Source organism: Capnocytophaga periodontitidis (genome assembly GCF_016126015.1).
Lineage (GTDB): Bacteria > Bacteroidota > Bacteroidia > Flavobacteriales > Flavobacteriaceae > Capnocytophaga > Capnocytophaga periodontitidis.
Map to the genome: position 1 here is coordinate 818,756 of NZ_JAEFDB010000001.1, position 15,603 is coordinate 834,358.

General features: G+C 36.5%; 18 protein-coding genes and 2 tRNA genes. 9 read left to right on the forward strand and 11 right to left on the reverse strand.

Annotated features, from left to right (window positions below; translation table 11 throughout):
• The first annotated feature begins 120 nt into the window (after positions 1-120).
• Both I7X29_RS03975 and I7X29_RS03980 read left to right on the forward strand, forming a co-directional pair.
• Positions 121-193, forward strand: a tRNA-Gly gene (locus I7X29_RS03975).
• Positions 194-216: 23 nt separating this feature from the next.
• Positions 217-302 (forward strand) — tRNA-Leu (locus I7X29_RS03980).
• 916 nt (positions 303-1,218) lie between these two features.
• On the opposite strand, the gene I7X29_RS03985 is transcribed toward I7X29_RS03980, so the two are convergent.
• Genes I7X29_RS03985 through I7X29_RS15310 form a run of 5 tightly spaced genes read right to left on the reverse strand, consistent with a single transcriptional unit; the run spans position 1,219 to position 4,377 of the window.
• Positions 1,219-1,428: a hypothetical protein gene (locus tag I7X29_RS03985; protein ID WP_198472912.1), complete on the reverse strand. Its 210-nt coding sequence runs from the start codon at positions 1,426-1,428 to the stop codon at positions 1,219-1,221.
• 22 nt (positions 1,429-1,450) lie between these two features.
• A complete protein-coding gene (locus tag I7X29_RS03990) occupies positions 1,451-2,983 on the reverse strand; it encodes a hypothetical protein (protein ID WP_198472913.1) in 1,533 nt (510 codons plus the stop codon).
• Positions 2,980-3,438, reverse strand: a complete 459-nt coding sequence (locus I7X29_RS03995; protein WP_198472914.1) for a hypothetical protein — start codon at positions 3,436-3,438, stop codon at positions 2,980-2,982. The genes I7X29_RS03990 and I7X29_RS03995 overlap by 4 nt, the downstream gene beginning before the upstream one ends.
• A 4-nt stretch (positions 3,439-3,442) precedes the next feature.
• Positions 3,443-3,967, reverse strand: coding sequence for a hypothetical protein (locus tag I7X29_RS04000; protein ID WP_198472915.1), 525 nt, complete (start codon positions 3,965-3,967; stop codon positions 3,443-3,445).
• A gap of 23 nt (positions 3,968-3,990) precedes the next feature.
• Entirely contained in the window at positions 3,991-4,377 is a 387-nt protein-coding gene (locus I7X29_RS15310) for a hypothetical protein (RefSeq protein WP_225883652.1), read from the reverse strand.
• Between the two features lie 160 nt (positions 4,378-4,537).
• Between I7X29_RS15310 and I7X29_RS04010 the strand changes: the two genes are divergently transcribed.
• On the forward strand, positions 4,538-4,834 hold the full coding sequence (locus I7X29_RS04010) for a helix-turn-helix domain-containing protein (protein WP_198472916.1): 297 nt from the start codon (positions 4,538-4,540) through the stop codon (positions 4,832-4,834).
• A gap of 118 nt (positions 4,835-4,952) precedes the next feature.
• Here I7X29_RS04010 and I7X29_RS04015 read toward each other — a convergent pair whose 3' ends face one another.
• From I7X29_RS04015 to I7X29_RS04040, 6 genes are all read right to left on the reverse strand, one after another.
• Positions 4,953-5,978 (reverse strand): hypothetical protein, encoded by a 1,026-nt coding sequence (locus I7X29_RS04015; protein WP_198472917.1) that lies wholly within the window; start codon positions 5,976-5,978, stop codon positions 4,953-4,955.
• A gap of 63 nt (positions 5,979-6,041) precedes the next feature.
• Positions 6,042-6,872 (reverse strand): hypothetical protein, encoded by an 831-nt coding sequence (locus I7X29_RS04020; protein WP_198472918.1) that lies wholly within the window; start codon positions 6,870-6,872, stop codon positions 6,042-6,044.
• A 109-nt stretch (positions 6,873-6,981) separates the two neighbouring features.
• The gene (locus I7X29_RS04025) at positions 6,982-7,263 is read right to left on the reverse strand and encodes a helix-turn-helix domain-containing protein (RefSeq protein WP_198472919.1); all 282 of its coding nucleotides are present in this window, start codon (positions 7,261-7,263) and stop codon (positions 6,982-6,984) included.
• A gap of 152 nt (positions 7,264-7,415) precedes the next feature.
• Positions 7,416-8,228, reverse strand: a complete 813-nt coding sequence (locus I7X29_RS04030; RefSeq protein ID WP_198472920.1) for a hypothetical protein — start codon at positions 8,226-8,228, stop codon at positions 7,416-7,418.
• 33 nt (positions 8,229-8,261) lie between these two features.
• Positions 8,262-8,717: a hypothetical protein gene (locus I7X29_RS04035; protein WP_198472921.1), complete on the reverse strand. Its 456-nt coding sequence runs from the start codon at positions 8,715-8,717 to the stop codon at positions 8,262-8,264.
• Between the two features lie 19 nt (positions 8,718-8,736).
• Positions 8,737-10,101, reverse strand: a complete 1,365-nt coding sequence (locus I7X29_RS04040) for a site-specific integrase (protein ID WP_198472922.1) — start codon at positions 10,099-10,101, stop codon at positions 8,737-8,739.
• Between the two features lie 306 nt (positions 10,102-10,407).
• Between I7X29_RS04040 and I7X29_RS04045 the strand changes: the two genes are divergently transcribed.
• From I7X29_RS04045 to I7X29_RS04070, 6 genes are all read left to right on the forward strand, one after another.
• On the forward strand, positions 10,408-10,650 hold the full coding sequence (locus I7X29_RS04045) for a hypothetical protein (protein ID WP_198472923.1): 243 nt from the start codon (positions 10,408-10,410) through the stop codon (positions 10,648-10,650).
• Positions 10,651-11,017: 367 nt separating this feature from the next.
• A complete protein-coding gene (locus I7X29_RS04050; protein WP_198472924.1) occupies positions 11,018-12,199 on the forward strand; it encodes a proline dehydrogenase family protein in 1,182 nt (393 codons plus the stop codon).
• Positions 12,200-12,304: 105 nt separating this feature from the next.
• Positions 12,305-13,249, forward strand: coding sequence for a ribose-phosphate pyrophosphokinase (locus I7X29_RS04055; protein ID WP_002678647.1), 945 nt, complete (start codon positions 12,305-12,307; stop codon positions 13,247-13,249).
• Positions 13,250-13,299: 50 nt separating this feature from the next.
• Complete coding sequence (locus tag I7X29_RS04060; RefSeq protein WP_002678801.1) at positions 13,300-13,899, forward strand: 50S ribosomal protein L25/general stress protein Ctc; 600 nt, start codon at positions 13,300-13,302, stop codon at positions 13,897-13,899.
• Positions 13,900-14,066: 167 nt separating this feature from the next.
• Positions 14,067-14,588, forward strand: coding sequence for an NUDIX hydrolase (locus tag I7X29_RS04065; protein ID WP_198472925.1), 522 nt, complete (start codon positions 14,067-14,069; stop codon positions 14,586-14,588).
• The gene (locus tag I7X29_RS04070; RefSeq protein WP_198472926.1) at positions 14,585-15,553 is read left to right on the forward strand and encodes a polyprenyl synthetase family protein; all 969 of its coding nucleotides are present in this window, start codon (positions 14,585-14,587) and stop codon (positions 15,551-15,553) included. Before I7X29_RS04065 ends, I7X29_RS04070 begins: the two co-directional genes overlap by 4 nt.
• The last annotated feature ends 50 nt before the right edge of the window (positions 15,554-15,603 follow it).

Below are 15,603 nucleotides of genomic sequence, written 5' to 3' on the forward strand. Positions count from 1 at the left end.
TAAAAAAGTTAAAAAAAAGTTGCTCAAAAATTTGCAGGAATGAATATTTGTCGTACCTTTGCACCGCAAATGAGAAACAAAGTAACTCTTCAGATGCAAGTTTATTGAAACAATTTATATGCGAAAATAGCTCAGTTGGTAGAGCGCAACCTTGCCAAGGTTGAGGTCGCGGGTTCGAACCCCGTTTTTCGCTCTTTTTTTATGTCTATCATAAAGGCTCGGATGGTGGAATCGGTAGACACGCTGGACTTAAAATCCAGTGGGCAGTAATGCCTGTGCGGGTTCAAGTCCCGCTCCGAGTACAACCCTCAACTATAACCCTTTGAAATTCAAAGGGTTTTATTTTTTTAAGGGCTGATTTAGCCGACATTTAGCCGAAAACTTTCAAAAAACCATTTTTCAGGGGTGTTTTTTTACCTCCTGAATGTAACTATAAAAAAATAAAATCACCGCCTCGTTATAGGTAGTGATTTTTTCTTTTTTATAAGGCGTAAAAATTCCACTGTTTTATGATTGCCTCCTGACTTTATACAAGTGTACGTTTTTTAACACTTGTTCTTTTTATCTCCCACACTTAACACGTAACTTCTACGTGTTTAAAAATACTGCCATTTACTGCATACCTACTGACAAAAGAGAATAAACATACACGGGGCGGGGTATTTTGAAAAATATTGAATGATGATCACCTCCAACTATATTAAAAACTATAAAAAGCACCTTTTGCGTAGCCCTGCTGTTAGTTAGTTCTGTTTGGATGTTAGGTTGCAACTTACAACCTTTTGCCCTGATAGGTTGCAACCTTTTAAGGTATGCTCAATTTTGAGCAGTGCTGATTATTTAGCAGTCTTCCTCAGTTCTGAGTGTGCTTTTTTATAAAGGCGACAAAAATCAAAAAAAAGCATTTGCTTTTATAAAGAGGCAAAAATTTACAATCGCTTCAAAAACGAAAAAATATTTGTTCCTGATTTGCCTTTTTTATAAGGCGCATAAAATACCCTAATCGCTTGAAAAACGAAAAGAATAACAAGTGATTTTTAACTGTAAATCTAAAAAAATACCCCTGCTCAAATATAAGCAAGGGTAAAAATATAATAACATAAAAACACAATAAAAAAAACAAGTCAATTTTTCATTATTTCGTTCTTTGTGATATGGTGTATTACTATACGGGTGATAATCAAAAATTAAGCCGTTTCCGTGCGTTTCTGAATAGTGCTACACGTTTTTCAAGTTCTGACTTTTTGCCGTGTAGTTAGCAAACTTAATCTTATTTATCAATTCAGTTGCCTCGTCCGTGTCTAATATCGCACGGACTTTTGTAGGTTCGCCCTCTTTGGGGGTAACCTCAATTTCTAATGATACAAACCAAAAACACGCCTCTTTGTGTACTTTTGTCGTAATTCTAACTTTTGCTTTGTTTTCCATAAATCGTTTTTTTTTTGAATTTTTATAAATCTAATGATAATTGATTTTTTAAATCACTCCCCTGCATTATAGCCCTTGTGCCTTCTGATTTGTTATAATAACGATTGCGCACTTGCTTCGCCAACTGGTTTATGATAGTTTTCTCAAAAACTGGTTTAACCCCCGTGTGTGGTAATAACAAACTACAAAGCAATGAATATAAATGCTCGTCTGTCTCTTTTACGTGCATTATAGTATTCGTACGAATATAACGCGCATTCTCTTTTTCTAACTCTAAACTTATGCCCGTTATAACACACTTACGCGGGTAGTCTTTTGATAACGGTTTAAGGTCTGTTTTTTGAGGTGTTTTTTTATCCAAATTTGCCACCCCGTTTTTAACCTCTTTTTGAGGTGTTTTTTTGGTGTCTTTTGAGTCTGATTTTTTACCCTCTTTTTTTAACCCCTCTGGGAACGTTCTTACACTATACTTAAACGGTAAGTTTATACCCTCTTTTTGGTTTTTAGGGGTGTCCTGATAGGTCGGTAAGTTTATACCCTCTTTTTGGTTTTTAGGGGTCGGTAAGATTGTGATACTTTTTTCATTTTGTAGGTCGTTTTTTACCTCCTGATTTGCCTCCGTTGGTTGCGGTGTTGCTGGTAGTGTATAATCACCTGCTTTGCCCTCAATCGTGGCGTTATACCCCGCTATCATTTGCCGTTGTATTTGCCCCTTATAGTTATCCGAATACTTCTCAATTAGGGTGTTTAATCGGTCTCTTTCTTTATATCGTTGCTTATAGGTTAGCCCCTCCCAAAATGTTCTATTTTGGTACTCTAACACTTTGCGCTTCTTTGCCTCTGTTAGTCCCTCCGTTTTTAGGCTATAATCGTAATAAATCACCTCGTTAAACTCGCTATAAAGCAAATCAAACGCCTGCTTTAAAGTCGTTTCGTTAATATCTGCAAGGGTGCTAATGTTTATACCCGCCTCGATTAGTTTTTGCATTTTCATTACTTTAATTTCCACCCTTATCACCTCGTTAGGTAGTTCGTATTGCCTACCCTTGTTATAAAGTTTAATGTAATATTGTGCGTGCTCAAACTGAATATAATTACCCCCGTGCTTTATGGTAGGGCTGTAATCGTTGCGGTGATATAGTACCCCTTTGAGAAAATCAAAGGGCGCAAAGGTAACCACGTTATTAACGCCTATCTCAATATTTTGCAAGGTGCAAACGTGCGGGCTAATATCAAGCACCCCGCAAAGGTGCGTAATTGTGTCCGTAATATCCTGCAAGGTGAATAGATCACCATTGTAGCCCTTATATTTATCTATTTGCGCACTGGTGGCAATATCTTTGATAATACTACGATACTTATGCAAACTACCTGCAAGCACAAAGCCCGTGCCCGTTGGGGTGATATTCATATTTTTGTACAAATACGCCTCTTTTACCTCGCCCGTGTCTGTATCGGTAGTCTCAACCGCAACGGCAAAAATACCCGCCTCTTTGAGTTCCTGAAAGCGGGTATCGTTGCGGTAATTGATAAATGCCTTAAAATAGTCAATCATAGCCCTAAAGTCTTTTTTATGTGCCCTATTTGGCTACTAATGAACGCTCCTACCTCGTTGGCAGGCGGGTAATAATTGGGGTATTCAAAAATTACCATTCTGCTGTTATCGTATTTAAACACGAAAAACAAAAACGACACTTTGCGCGTGTAGCCGTTCGCCTGCTTTTCTGATATATCACCAAAATAAATTAAGTTGTGGTTTGTAGCAAATAGCCCCGTAATTGGGTCGCTCCATTTGCCACGCTTGCCGTTATTCATTGAAGCGTTTTTATACCAAAAATAAACGCTTTGTGACTTGTTAAAGTGCCTTTGTAGTGATATGTTTGCAAAGTCTTTAATGCGTGTCTTTGCTTCGTTACCACTTATCCAAAAACGCTCGAAATGCTTCACCTCCTTAAACTTGTTGGAGGTCTCTAACTTGTTAAATGAATGTATTATAATTTCGTGTCCCATTGCTTTATTTGTTTTTAAGGTTATCGCACTCTCTGAAAAAAGTATCTATATTTATACCCCCGTCAAAGAATGCACAAATTAAACTACTGAACGCTTCAGAGGTTACCACCGTACCGTTTGACTCGTCTCCGTTGGTGAGTCCCATTACATAACCGATAAGGGTGTAATGCGGTACTATATCCAACGATGCTAAAACGTTGTGTAATTTATCCTGCCAGTCCCAAAGATTGGACACTAACGTTAAAAACTCCACAACCTCGCTTTGTTGTAACGCTACCCCCTGCATTGCCATTTTCATTACTTTGTAATAAGGCGATAAGTTTAATTTAGGGAGGTTCGCCTCCTCAAAAAAAGTATTAAGGCGGTGTCCACTATGTAGCCCCTCGATAATGTACAAGGGTATGTTAAACTCTGTACCAGTACTGTCGTGAAAATCTAAAATATCACCTACCACGTACGCATTTTCTGTAGCCTCTGATACTAATTCAAAGGCAATGTTTTTAAAAAGATTGCTGTTTAAAATTCTCATTTTCTTATTATGTTTAAAGGTTATTATACTAAGTTAAAATATTGTGCTTGTGCTGGTGTGCAAAGGGCTATTACTTTGTTAAGGCTTCGCTTGTGTAGGCTGCTCAATATGGTATGCAGTTTATTATCTAAATCATTCCAAAAGCCCCAAGTATAGCCCGCTGTATTACCCCCGTCTATGTACTGATAACAAGTATTAAATGCGTTAATGTTACGGGCTATTTGCTCGATACGTTCAGGCGTTGCGGTTACCTTTTTGCTCTTTTTAGGGTGTCTTAATCGGTAACTTTGCCAAGCAGCCTTTAAAGCACTTGCAAAGGTGCGATACACGGGGCGCAACTCGTTATAAAGGCGGTGCGCTTCTTTAAATACCTTGCTTCTAAAATCGTTATTTGTTACTTGCTTTTTCATAGTGTTTAAAATTATTGTTTTACTTTTACGATGCAAAGATAAAACTATAATTTTATATATACAAGTTTTTTGCAAATTATTTTTTTATTTTTTTTGATTAATATAAAAGTATAGTTTTATTTTACTATCTTTGCGCCCTAATAACTAATATTTAAATGCTATGTTACGAATAAAAGAGATTGCAAAAGAAAAGGGTATTGCTTTAAACGATTTGGCTAATATGTTAGGTATAACCTACCAAGCATTAAACGCTCGCATTACTGGTAATCCTTCATTAAAGGTGCTTATTGAGTTGGCAAACGTTCTTGATGTAGATGTAAGGGACTTAATAGAGCCTACGAAAAGCACTTTTAAACGCCCCTTATTTATCAAAGACGATAACGGGGTATTATTAGAGGTCGGTACACTCAATTTCCAAAAGTCCCAAAGCACCCCGCCTGAAAGCATTCAGGAGTAGGTTGCCAGGGATATGCACCGCAACGGCTACTATTGTCCAATTTTGGACAGTAGCACGGCAACGGCTAACCTTTTGAGCCTATTAACACCCCTCCCCAGATACGGGGAGGGTGTTTTTTTTAATTGATTTTAATCATTTCCACTTCAGCCACCGCGCCCGCCTTGTACTTTATTTTGTTAAGCAAAAAGTAGCCCCCAAGTTGTTCAACGTATATACGTGAAAAAAAAGAAAATTCGTATATATCTATTTCGTTTAAAGCAAATTCAACGGTAACAATGTAAGGGTGTTCCAATAAGCGGGGCAAATCTTTGTAATAAGTGTTAAGTAAATTTTGCCACTTAAAGAAACTAAAACTCGCAAACTTGTATCCCTCACTATATTCGCTTTCTATTTTTGACTTTAATTTTAGTAAAACACTTGCATTTGATGAGTAGTAATTAAGAATATGCCAGCGCGCTGTTTTTTCTTTATATTCGGCTGTTATGTTACCGTCTTTATCTTTCTTTAGTTCTTTTACAAAGAATTCCATATTCTCTATACCTACATTTTGCCCCTTTAATAAAGTATAATCATTAAAAGGACTATAAAACTTACTTTGAAAGTCTTTGCGTTCAGGCAAATAATTGTCATTAAAAAACAAAAAAGAGTCATTGCGTTCCTGCTTGTACGCATTTTCGTCATCATATTTTTTATAAACGAAATTGTTTTTTTGTCCGTAACTTAAATTGTGATACATACCCTCCTTAACTCTTACAAACTTATCGCTCCATTGTAATTCAGGCGCATTTACTAATTCGTTCAGTGTGTAGAAATGATAATCACCAGTTTTTCTGTCTCTTATTGGAGTAATAGAAAATATCCTAAAAACCTCCTTAAAAAGGTCTGTTAATGCAAAATCGGTTAATAGAATATCTATATCATCATTACGCTTTACCTTTTCAATTTTTAAGGTAATACCGTCATTATATAGAATGCTCGGTGTAGGATATTCCCCTATATTTTTTGAGTAGTAAAAGAATAAAACAGTCTCACCCTTTGAAAGTGGTACTATAAATTCCCTATTATATTGAGGAATGCTACTATCCCCCTTAACTACTACCTTTTTAGTGTCTTTTCTCTCTGTACCTAATAAACTGAAAAGCATACCTATTTCGGCTTCTATATTCCCAGTAGTATTTAGATTATTGATAGTGATAGTAATTTTATACTATCCTCTTTCTTTTACTATGTAGGGGGCGCTAAGCCTTAACCACCTTAATTTAAAGGTTTTATTTTCTTCCTTAAATCCCCACTTACCACCATTTTGATAAGACATTCCCTCGTCAATTCCTCCTCCCTCATAGGTGGCATTAAAAGAGTCTCCCTCAATGTTATCATTATATTTAATGTTTGAAGATGCTATAAATGTATTTTTCCATTCACCAGTTTTAAAAATATCACCCTCGAATGTAATACCACTCATACTTTGAACGATTCTGAATATCCTATCCAATCTTATAGATAAGGGAGTGTTGTCAAAATCATATTCAATTAGATTTTCTCCTTTGCTGTCAGTTATTGCAGCATCGTCCCCATAGTTGCCAATTAAATACAATAAATCAGATTCATCATTGTAGTAATCGTGCTGATCTTTAATATTAGATATTGTCCTTTTAGCGTTATCATCTAACAAACCAACTAATCCTTTAATATCTCTATTTCGCAAGAATTGGTATAGTTGTAATGCCCTATCCTTAAACTCGAATATGTAGTAATTATCACGTTCGCCAATTAGGTAGCCGATAGCATTCTGTACTATTGGAATACCATTAACATAATAATCGACCTTGTGAGTCTTGTATGCTTCGACCTTGTCACTAAGAGGTTCGTTTGCAAATCCGAAAATAATATTATTGGTAGGGGTAGTAGGTAGGTATATAGTTTCTGAATACGACACTTCACGAGTGTCGAAATTAAACATATCATTTACCTGCAAAGTGTAGGTAAACGGCTTTTGTTTTACATCTGACTTTTGTCCGTTTATATACAACTCTATCATAATTATTTTTTTTTATTAAAAAAGATTCATACCTTTGCCACGTGTGAATTTGCACACCCACAATTTTTAAAAACGCATACAAAGGGGCTACGTGCCTCTTTGTTTGTTTTTACCCCTCTTTTAGCCGTATTAGGGCACTATCTACCTCGTGCCGTTTGTAGTATATACGCGCACCTATACCGTACGCTTTTAACTTCCCTTGCTTCGTCCAATGGTGCAAAGTACTCATATTGATATTAAGCATTTTTTGCACCTCCTTACGTGTTAGGTACTCCGTTGGTTCTTTTGGCTGAAAATCTTTTTTTAGTTCTTTAAGTTCAGCACGCACCCCCTCCAAAATCATTGCTTGTAATTGCGCGGGGGTAGTTTGAATAAATTGTACTGTTTCCATTTTTCTAATGATTGTTTTTATTTGTTTGCGGTGCAAAGGAATATTAGGTAAAAATTAAGTAGTACTTAAAAAGAATGAATGAATAATAATAAAAACGAAAAAGGCTCTAAGGAATAACCTTAAAGCCTTTGTATATAAGCAATTAGAATGTTTTATAACTTCTTAGCGACATAGCCTAACTTCTGTAATATTTGCCGTGCTTTCTCTTTATGTATCTTTTTGGGTGCATTTCGTTGGTCTGTATCGGGGCTAATAATCGGGTTTATATAAGTTTGTAAAGTCTTTGCTTCACCCCCTATAATAGCGCTCAATAAAGAGGCTATTTTATTAGCGTTGTTAATCGGATATGCTGTTTTTATTAGGTAATCAAAAATACCCAACTCCTGCAATATAGCAAGTCTCGTTTTTGTATCCATATCCTCTGAAAAGTCTATCAATTCAGGTTCAGGAGGTGGAGGCGTTGCGGTGCTTTCCTGCTGTAATATAGTAGTATTTATTTCGTTACCTAACTCTACAAGTTCATTTTTCAATTTCACACACGATTTGCCTTCATCTAACATTTTCCCTACTTCAGGCATTGATAGTATTCCTTTGCCCCTTTCCTCATAACGTGCGCTAAAAACCTCTTCTACTAACCAAATAACACCATTGAGAGTTTTTACCCATTGTTGTATTTGTTCAGACAACCTTTTTAACATAGATATATTATAGTTGTCTGTACACTTTTTTATAAGTTGTTCTTTTTTGAGCGTTTCACCATTATAACCGTGTTTGATAATCTTTTTAATATTATCACGGTCTGTATTTTTAGACTCTCTAACAACTAAAATATAATCAATTGTAAATTTTTCAGCATTATCTTTTATCTTATCATCTTTATCAAAAACATTTTGATATAAATAATCTGTAAAAGATTCTTTTTTAATATTTTCTTCTGTTTCTAATATATCTTCTAATATATTCATTTTACCACAATTTTTTAAAAACGTTATTCAATATTATTGAGGTTCACCCTCCCATACTACCTTAATACCAGTAACCTCAAAATCACCCTTAAACTCCTGCTTTGTGGGGGCGTTCCACCCCTCCATTTTTGCAAGTTGTTCAATTGCTCGCAACTGGTCTCTAAATGTAGGGTATACTTTGCCCTCGTCTGTATCGTACGGCTCGCCCCTTGCTATATCTGAAAGATATTGCAACACCTCCAAACGTGTCAGCGAATACGTTTTTTCCTCTTCTACACCCTTTGCCACTTCCTTTGCAATTAGGGTGTCCATTACCTTGCTATTCCACGCCTTTAACTTTTTTTGAGCCTCTTTCCAATCGCGTACAAAAGTCCTTTCAGACTTTCCAAAAGTCGCTATATACATTGTTAGAAAGTCTCTATAACCATTCATAGGGTATTTTCTAAGTTCATTAAATAACCACTTTTGTCGTATTTCTGTTTTTGTCATATCTTTACGAATTTTTTTATTATCCTATTTTCGTCCTCAAAGGTTTTAATGTAGGTACGTTTACCGCCTCCAACTCTTGCAGCCTATTAGCCGTTTGCAGTAGGTAGTCCGTTGCGGTTTTGCCTATGTACGCTAAAAACGTGCTTTCCTTTGTGTGTCCTGTCATTTGCATAATAAAAGCCGTCTCCAATTTGCCATATAGGTTTGTCGCAAATGAACGCCTACACGTGTGAGAGCCTACCAATTGCCACTTCTCAAACACGCCCTTAACCGTTCTTTTCACTCCCTTACTGGCGTAGTTACCCTTATCGTCCTGCTCTATAATATTACCCTTATCGTCCACCATACACACTTTGGAATGCTCGATAAGTTCGTTAATACCCGCCAATTTGCATACCTGCTTTATATACTGGTCAAACTTCTGTACCGATATTTTGTAAGGGAGTCCGTTATTCCTGATAGTGTTTATTTCCTGCAATGCTCCAACAATCGGAATGCGTGCTATTTTGCCCGTCTTTTGTTGTTTAAGTTCTACATACTCCACCCCGTCAATATGCTGTACAAAATTGCTTTCTGTAAGGTCTAACAAGTCGCCCCCGCGTTGTCCTAACAAGCACCCCAATAATAACCATTTGCGGGCGTTATCCAAACTTTTATTTTCAATCACACAACCACGCACCCTTTCCAAGTCCAACGCATTAAGATACACGGGCGTTTCTTTGTCAGGCGTTCCCTTTCCTACTTTTGTCAGTTGCGGGCTGGTTTCCATTCCCAACGCTTGCGCCTCGTTACATACTGCTTTCAGGTTATCAATAATTTTTAAAGCATAACTATCTTTATACCCTCTTTCATTCATTAGCCAGCCCAAAAACACTTTTTCAAAGGGAGTGTTTATATCCTTTGCCTTGTATCGTTTGCGGGTGTACGCCTGATAGTCTATAAAAATGCTTTTGAGGGTGTGATAGGCTTTTACTCGGCTAACAGATATACCGAGCGTTCCTCGTCCGTTTTTACGTGTCGAGTGGTTTTGAATGATATGGTCTATTAGTTCAGTAATTAGGTCGCTTTGCTTTGTTGCGGTATCTGTTATTCGTTTAAAGTGTATATCCACTTTGTCTTTTAACCATTGTGTATTAATCACCTCGCCCCGTTGGTCTGATAGGTTTACACACTTTTCAATGAATTGCCGCAAGGCGTTCAGGTCTATTGCTGTATTTTTATGCTCTATTGCAGTAGTCTTTGGCAGTTGCTTTGCCACGCTCCACGCTTTAGGGTCTATAAATAGCCCCGTTTTACATTTGTAGTCTTTATCTCTACTAATGATTAAACGCACGTATATAGGAGCGTTATCACTTTTGCTTTGAAGAATGAATTTTATAACCATATTACAACCACTATTTTTAAAAACACCGCAAAGATAAAAATAAAAAAATACACCTCCAAAAAGTTAGCCGAAAATTAGCCGAAAATTAGCCGAAAATATGCAATTTTATACAATATCATACAATCACCGCACACTACTAAAACACTCTTTAAATATCTGTTTTTCATATAATTACATACTAAAAATTAAGCACTTACAAAAGCCTTGTAAATACGTGGTTACAGTCCCGCTCCGAGTACAACCCTTAATCACTACTTATAAGTAGTGATTTTTTTGCTTTTACGTAACCCTTAAAAATATTTGACTATGGAAACAGCTGTAACATTCGCTACCTCTGATGTAGGTAAATTAAATTCAATAAAAGATTTTATAAGGTCTTTAAATGTCTCTATCATTCAAGAAGAGGACATACCTCAGCCTATTGAAATGACGCCAAGATTAGTAGCTTTTCTTGATAAAATAGAAGCTCGTAATACTCCTTTCGAGGAATGTGATGATTTTGATGTTATGATTAATGATGTTGCTTCTGAATATGGAATTACCTTATAAAATAAAGTAGTACCTAAACTATGAAGAGATACCCTTATTTTGTGACCTATGTAGTAGATAAGATAGAAGGAGATTATTAAAGGTATTTTTAATATCTATCAAGATACCAGCAAATATCCCGAATAAAAGAACAAAAAGCTTTCTAAAATTTAGATAGATCTTCCTTTTTATCATCAAACACACAAAAAAAACTGATTATCAATGTAATAAATTTATTAAAGCACTAAACTTTGATAAATCACTCTTTCTAAAAACAACTCTAAAATCTTCTCTATTTTTCTTTTTTATGGAAAAACGAAATTAAAATTTGCACAATCAAAATAAAAATATTACTTTTGCCTCATCAACCGTTAATTGTAAAATTGTTATGAGTACACGTTTCTCCGACACTCAAACGGCTTTTGCTCTTAAAAGCCAATCTGAACTCAATTGGGCTTACCGCCTCTTTAAACTCATAGGTAGTAACACTCTTACTCGTTTAGGCACCGCCCTCACCAACTTCTCTTTAAAACTGCGTTTGCCTATAGAAGGTCTTATCAAGCGCACAGTTTTCAAACAATTCTGTGGTGGCATCTCCGAACAAGACTGTCTACCTGTAATCAAAAAAATGCACCAAAAAGGTGTTGGCTCTGTACTTGATTACTCAGTAGAAGGAAAAGATGAAGAAACTTCTATCGAAGCTACTTTTGAAAAGACGATGGAAACCATTGATTTTGGCAACCTCCACCGCGATGAAGGCATTCCTATTGTAGTGTTTAAACCTACAGGTTTTGGCCGTTTTGCTATCTTCCAAAAAATTACTGAGAAAAAAGCTCTTACCGATGCGGAAACAAATGAATGGGAACGCATCAAAGCGCGTTTTGATGCTGCTTGTAAACGTGCTTATAACTACAAAATTCCTATCTTAGTAGATGCTGAAGAAAGCTGGATGCAAACCGCTGCCGATGACCTCGTAGAAGAAATGATGGAAAAGTACAACAAAGAAGAAGCTATTGTGTACAACACCTTGCAAATGTATCGTCACGATCGTTTACCTTATCTAAAAGGACTCTATGAACGCGCCGTAAACAAAGGATTTTATATAGGTGTAAAAATCGTACGAGGCGCCTATATGGAAAAAGAAAATGAACGCGCTGCCGAACAAGGATACCCTACCCCTATCTGCCCTAACAAGCAAGCTACTGATGATAATTACAATGCTGTTGTACGATATATTATTGAACATATCGACCGAATTGCACTCTTTGCAGGTACTCACAACGAAGAAAGTGCAGCTTTGATAATGGACTTAATGAAAGAAAAAGGACTACAACCTAACGACAAACGCGTGTGGATAGCTCAACTATACGGAATGAGTGACCATATCAGTTTCAATGCTTCTAAAGAAGGCTATAATATCGCTAAATATTTGCCTTTTGGCCCCGTACGCGAAGTAATGCCTTACTTAATACGCCGTGCTGAAGAAAACACCTCAGTAGCTGGACAAACAGGACGCGAGCTTTCTCTTTTAAAAGCTGAGAAAAAACGCCGTAGCCAAGAAAAAAAATAATAAACAGAATATTTTTTAGGGTTATAGTTGCTATTATCATTAATATTTGTAATTTTGCGCCCTGAAAAATTAGAAGTTTTTATACCTTAATGCTTACTGATAAAAATGTTTAGTGAAACCATCCCTAATTCAAAAATCTTCGCTTGTTCTAAAAGCATAGAACTCGCTGAGAAAATTGCAGAAAAATACGGCACTCAGCTCGGTGAAGTTAAACTATCTTATTATAGTGATGGCGAGTTTCAGCCCTCTTTTGAGGAATCAATTAGAGGAGCACGCGTTTTCTTAATATGCTCTACTTTCCCTAATTCGGATAATTTAATGGAGCTTTTACTAATGATAGACGCTGCCAAACGCGCTTCAGCACGCCATATCACTGCGGTAATGCCTTACTTCGGTTGGGCTCGCCAAGATAGAAAAGATAAACCTAGAGTGCCCATTGGAGCAAAATTGGTTGCTAACCTTTTACAAGCGGCAGGTGCTACTCGTATTATGACAATGGACTTGCACGCCGACCAAATTCAAGGTTTCTTTGAACGCCCCGTAGATCACCTTTTTGCTTCAAGTATTTTTTTGCCTTATTTGCAAAGTTTGAATTTAAATAACTTGTGTATCGCTTCACCTGATATGGGTGGTTCTAAAAGAGCCTATGCGTATTCTAAGTTTTTAAAATGTGATGTAGTAATTTGCTACAAACAGCGCAAACAAGCCAATGTGATTGAAACAATGGAACTTATTGGGGATGTAGAAGGTAAAAATGTAGTATTAGTCGATGATATGGTTGATACTGCTGGCACCTTAGTAAAAGCTGCCCAACTAATGAAAGATAGAGGTGCTGTAAGTGTAAGAGCTGTTGCTACTCACCCTATCCTCAGTGGCAATGCTCACGAACGTATAGAAAATTCAGCTTTAGAAGAATTAATCGTAACTGATTCAATACCTCTAAAACAACCTTCAAGCAAAATAAAAGTATTGAGTTGTGCTGAACTATTCGCCGACGTAATGCACAAAGTACACCACAATGAACCTATCAGTTCTAAATTTATAATGTAAAAATTAGGGATTAATTAAAAATAAGTAACTTAATAACTATATATAAATAAATGAAATCAATTACAATCAAAGGATCTCAAAGAGAAAGCGTAGGCAAAGCAGCTAGCAAAGCCTTACGTAATGCTGGACAGGTTCCTTGCGTACTATACGGAGGAGACAATGTTCTGCATTTTTCAGCACCTGAATTAGCATTCAAAAACATCGTGTACACTCCTAATGTATACACCGCTGCGATTGAATTAAATGGTAAAACTTACGATGCCATTCTGCAAGACATTCAGTTTGACCCTGTAACTGATAAAATCATCCACATCGATTTCTATCAGTTAAACAAGAACAAAGAAATCACTATTGAAGTGCCTATCCAAATCGAAGGAACTTCTCCTGGTATTATGGCTGGTGGTACTTTGCGTATTGTTAACCGCAAACTCAAAGTAAAAGCACTTCCTGATAACTTGCCTGACTTCGTTCCTGTAAACATTTCAGGTTTGGAAATGGGTAACAAATTATATGTTACTAAATTAGCTCAAGAAAACTACAAAATTATGCACCCAGATAACACTGTAGTTTGCCAGATAAGAGTATCTCGTGCCGCAATGAAAGCTGCTCAAGACGCTGCTAAAGCTGAAAAAGCTGCTAAAAAGAAATAATATTTAGTAAATAGATTTTCTTACAAAAAGAGGCTGTCTAAAAAGTTTAGTTTTAACTTTTTTAGACAGTCTCTTTCATATTAATTCAACTAAAAAAGAATTTTTATACTGAGTATAATACTTTTTTCACTATATTTGTCGCCTGATTTTATACATTACTATTTTTTATGGAAAGTATTTTTAAACATTGTCCTAATTGTACTTCTACTCATATAGAGTTCCCTAACAACGTACGCTTTCTCTGCCACAATTGTGGTTTTACCTATTTTCATAATATTGCTGCTGCTGTAGCTGTAGTGTTTCGTCACCAAGATAAAATACTCTTTACAGTGCGCAATATGGATCCCGACAAAGGCAAACTAGACCTCCCAGGAGGATTTATCGACCCCGAGGAAACTGCTCAAGAAGCTGCTTGCCGTGAAGTAAAAGAGGAAATGGGAATGATTATAAAGCCTGAACAATTGCGATTTATCACTACCTTTCCCAACAACTATCTGTACAAAAACGTACCTTACCGCACTATGGATATTTTCTTCGAGTGCAAATTAGCTGAAGAACAAGTACACATAGTTGCTCCCGACGAAATCAAAGCCTTAGAATGGTTCAAACTACAAGAAATCCCTGAAGAAAAAATAGGTTTTGTATCGGTGAGAACGGTAATCCAACAACTAAAAAAATCCGCCCTATGAAAACAGTAGAACAATACAGAGAAGCCTTCTTAGATCATCTCAACTCTAAACTTTTCGTAAAAGAACCCCGCAATTTGTATGAACCTATGCGTTACATTTTGCAATTGGGAGGCAAACGATTGCGCCCTATCCTCACTCTCATAGCAACTGATCTTTTTGATGTCGATTACCACAAAGCTCTCAATGCAGCTATGGCTATAGAAATATTCCATAATTTTTCCCTCGTTCACGATGATATTATGGACAAGGCTTCTTTACGACGTGGAGAGACTACTGTACACAAAAAATGGAACACCAATATTGCTATCCTATCTGGCGATGCAATGCTGGTTAAAGCCTATCAATTATTAGACGACTATCCTACTGAGGTTTTTTCTCTTCTTACTAAAATACTTTCACGTACTGCTTTACAAGTATGTGAAGGACAACAATGGGATATGGATTTTGAAACTCAAACCGAAGTAAGTATCCCCGATTATTTACAGATGATACGCTACAAAACAGCTGTACTCATAGGGGCTGCTTTACAAATGGGGGTTATCATAGCTAATGCTTCTCCTGAAAACCAAATGCCAATCTATACTTTTGGTGAAGAATTAGGTTTAGCATTCCAACTGCAAGATGATTATTTAGACACTTTTGGCGATGAGTCTTTTGGCAAACGTATAGGTGGTGATATCATTGAAAATAAAAAGACAATTCTTTATCTAACTGCCTTAAAATTAGCCGATGAACAACAGCGAAAAACACTGTTACAACACTACGCTACTACTGAAGATAGTCAGCAGAAAATCAACTCAGTAAAAGCATTATTCGAAGCCACTGGAGCAACTACAGCTGTACGTCAAGAAATAGAGCACACTACCCGTAGAGCCCTTAGTGCACTCACCGAGCTCACCATCAGCGATGAAAAACGCCATTATCTAAAAGAATTTGCCCTAAAGCTAATGAATAGAAAGGTCTAACTTAAATTTGCTAATTGGCAAATTATTCTTATTTTTGCGCGCTAATTTAA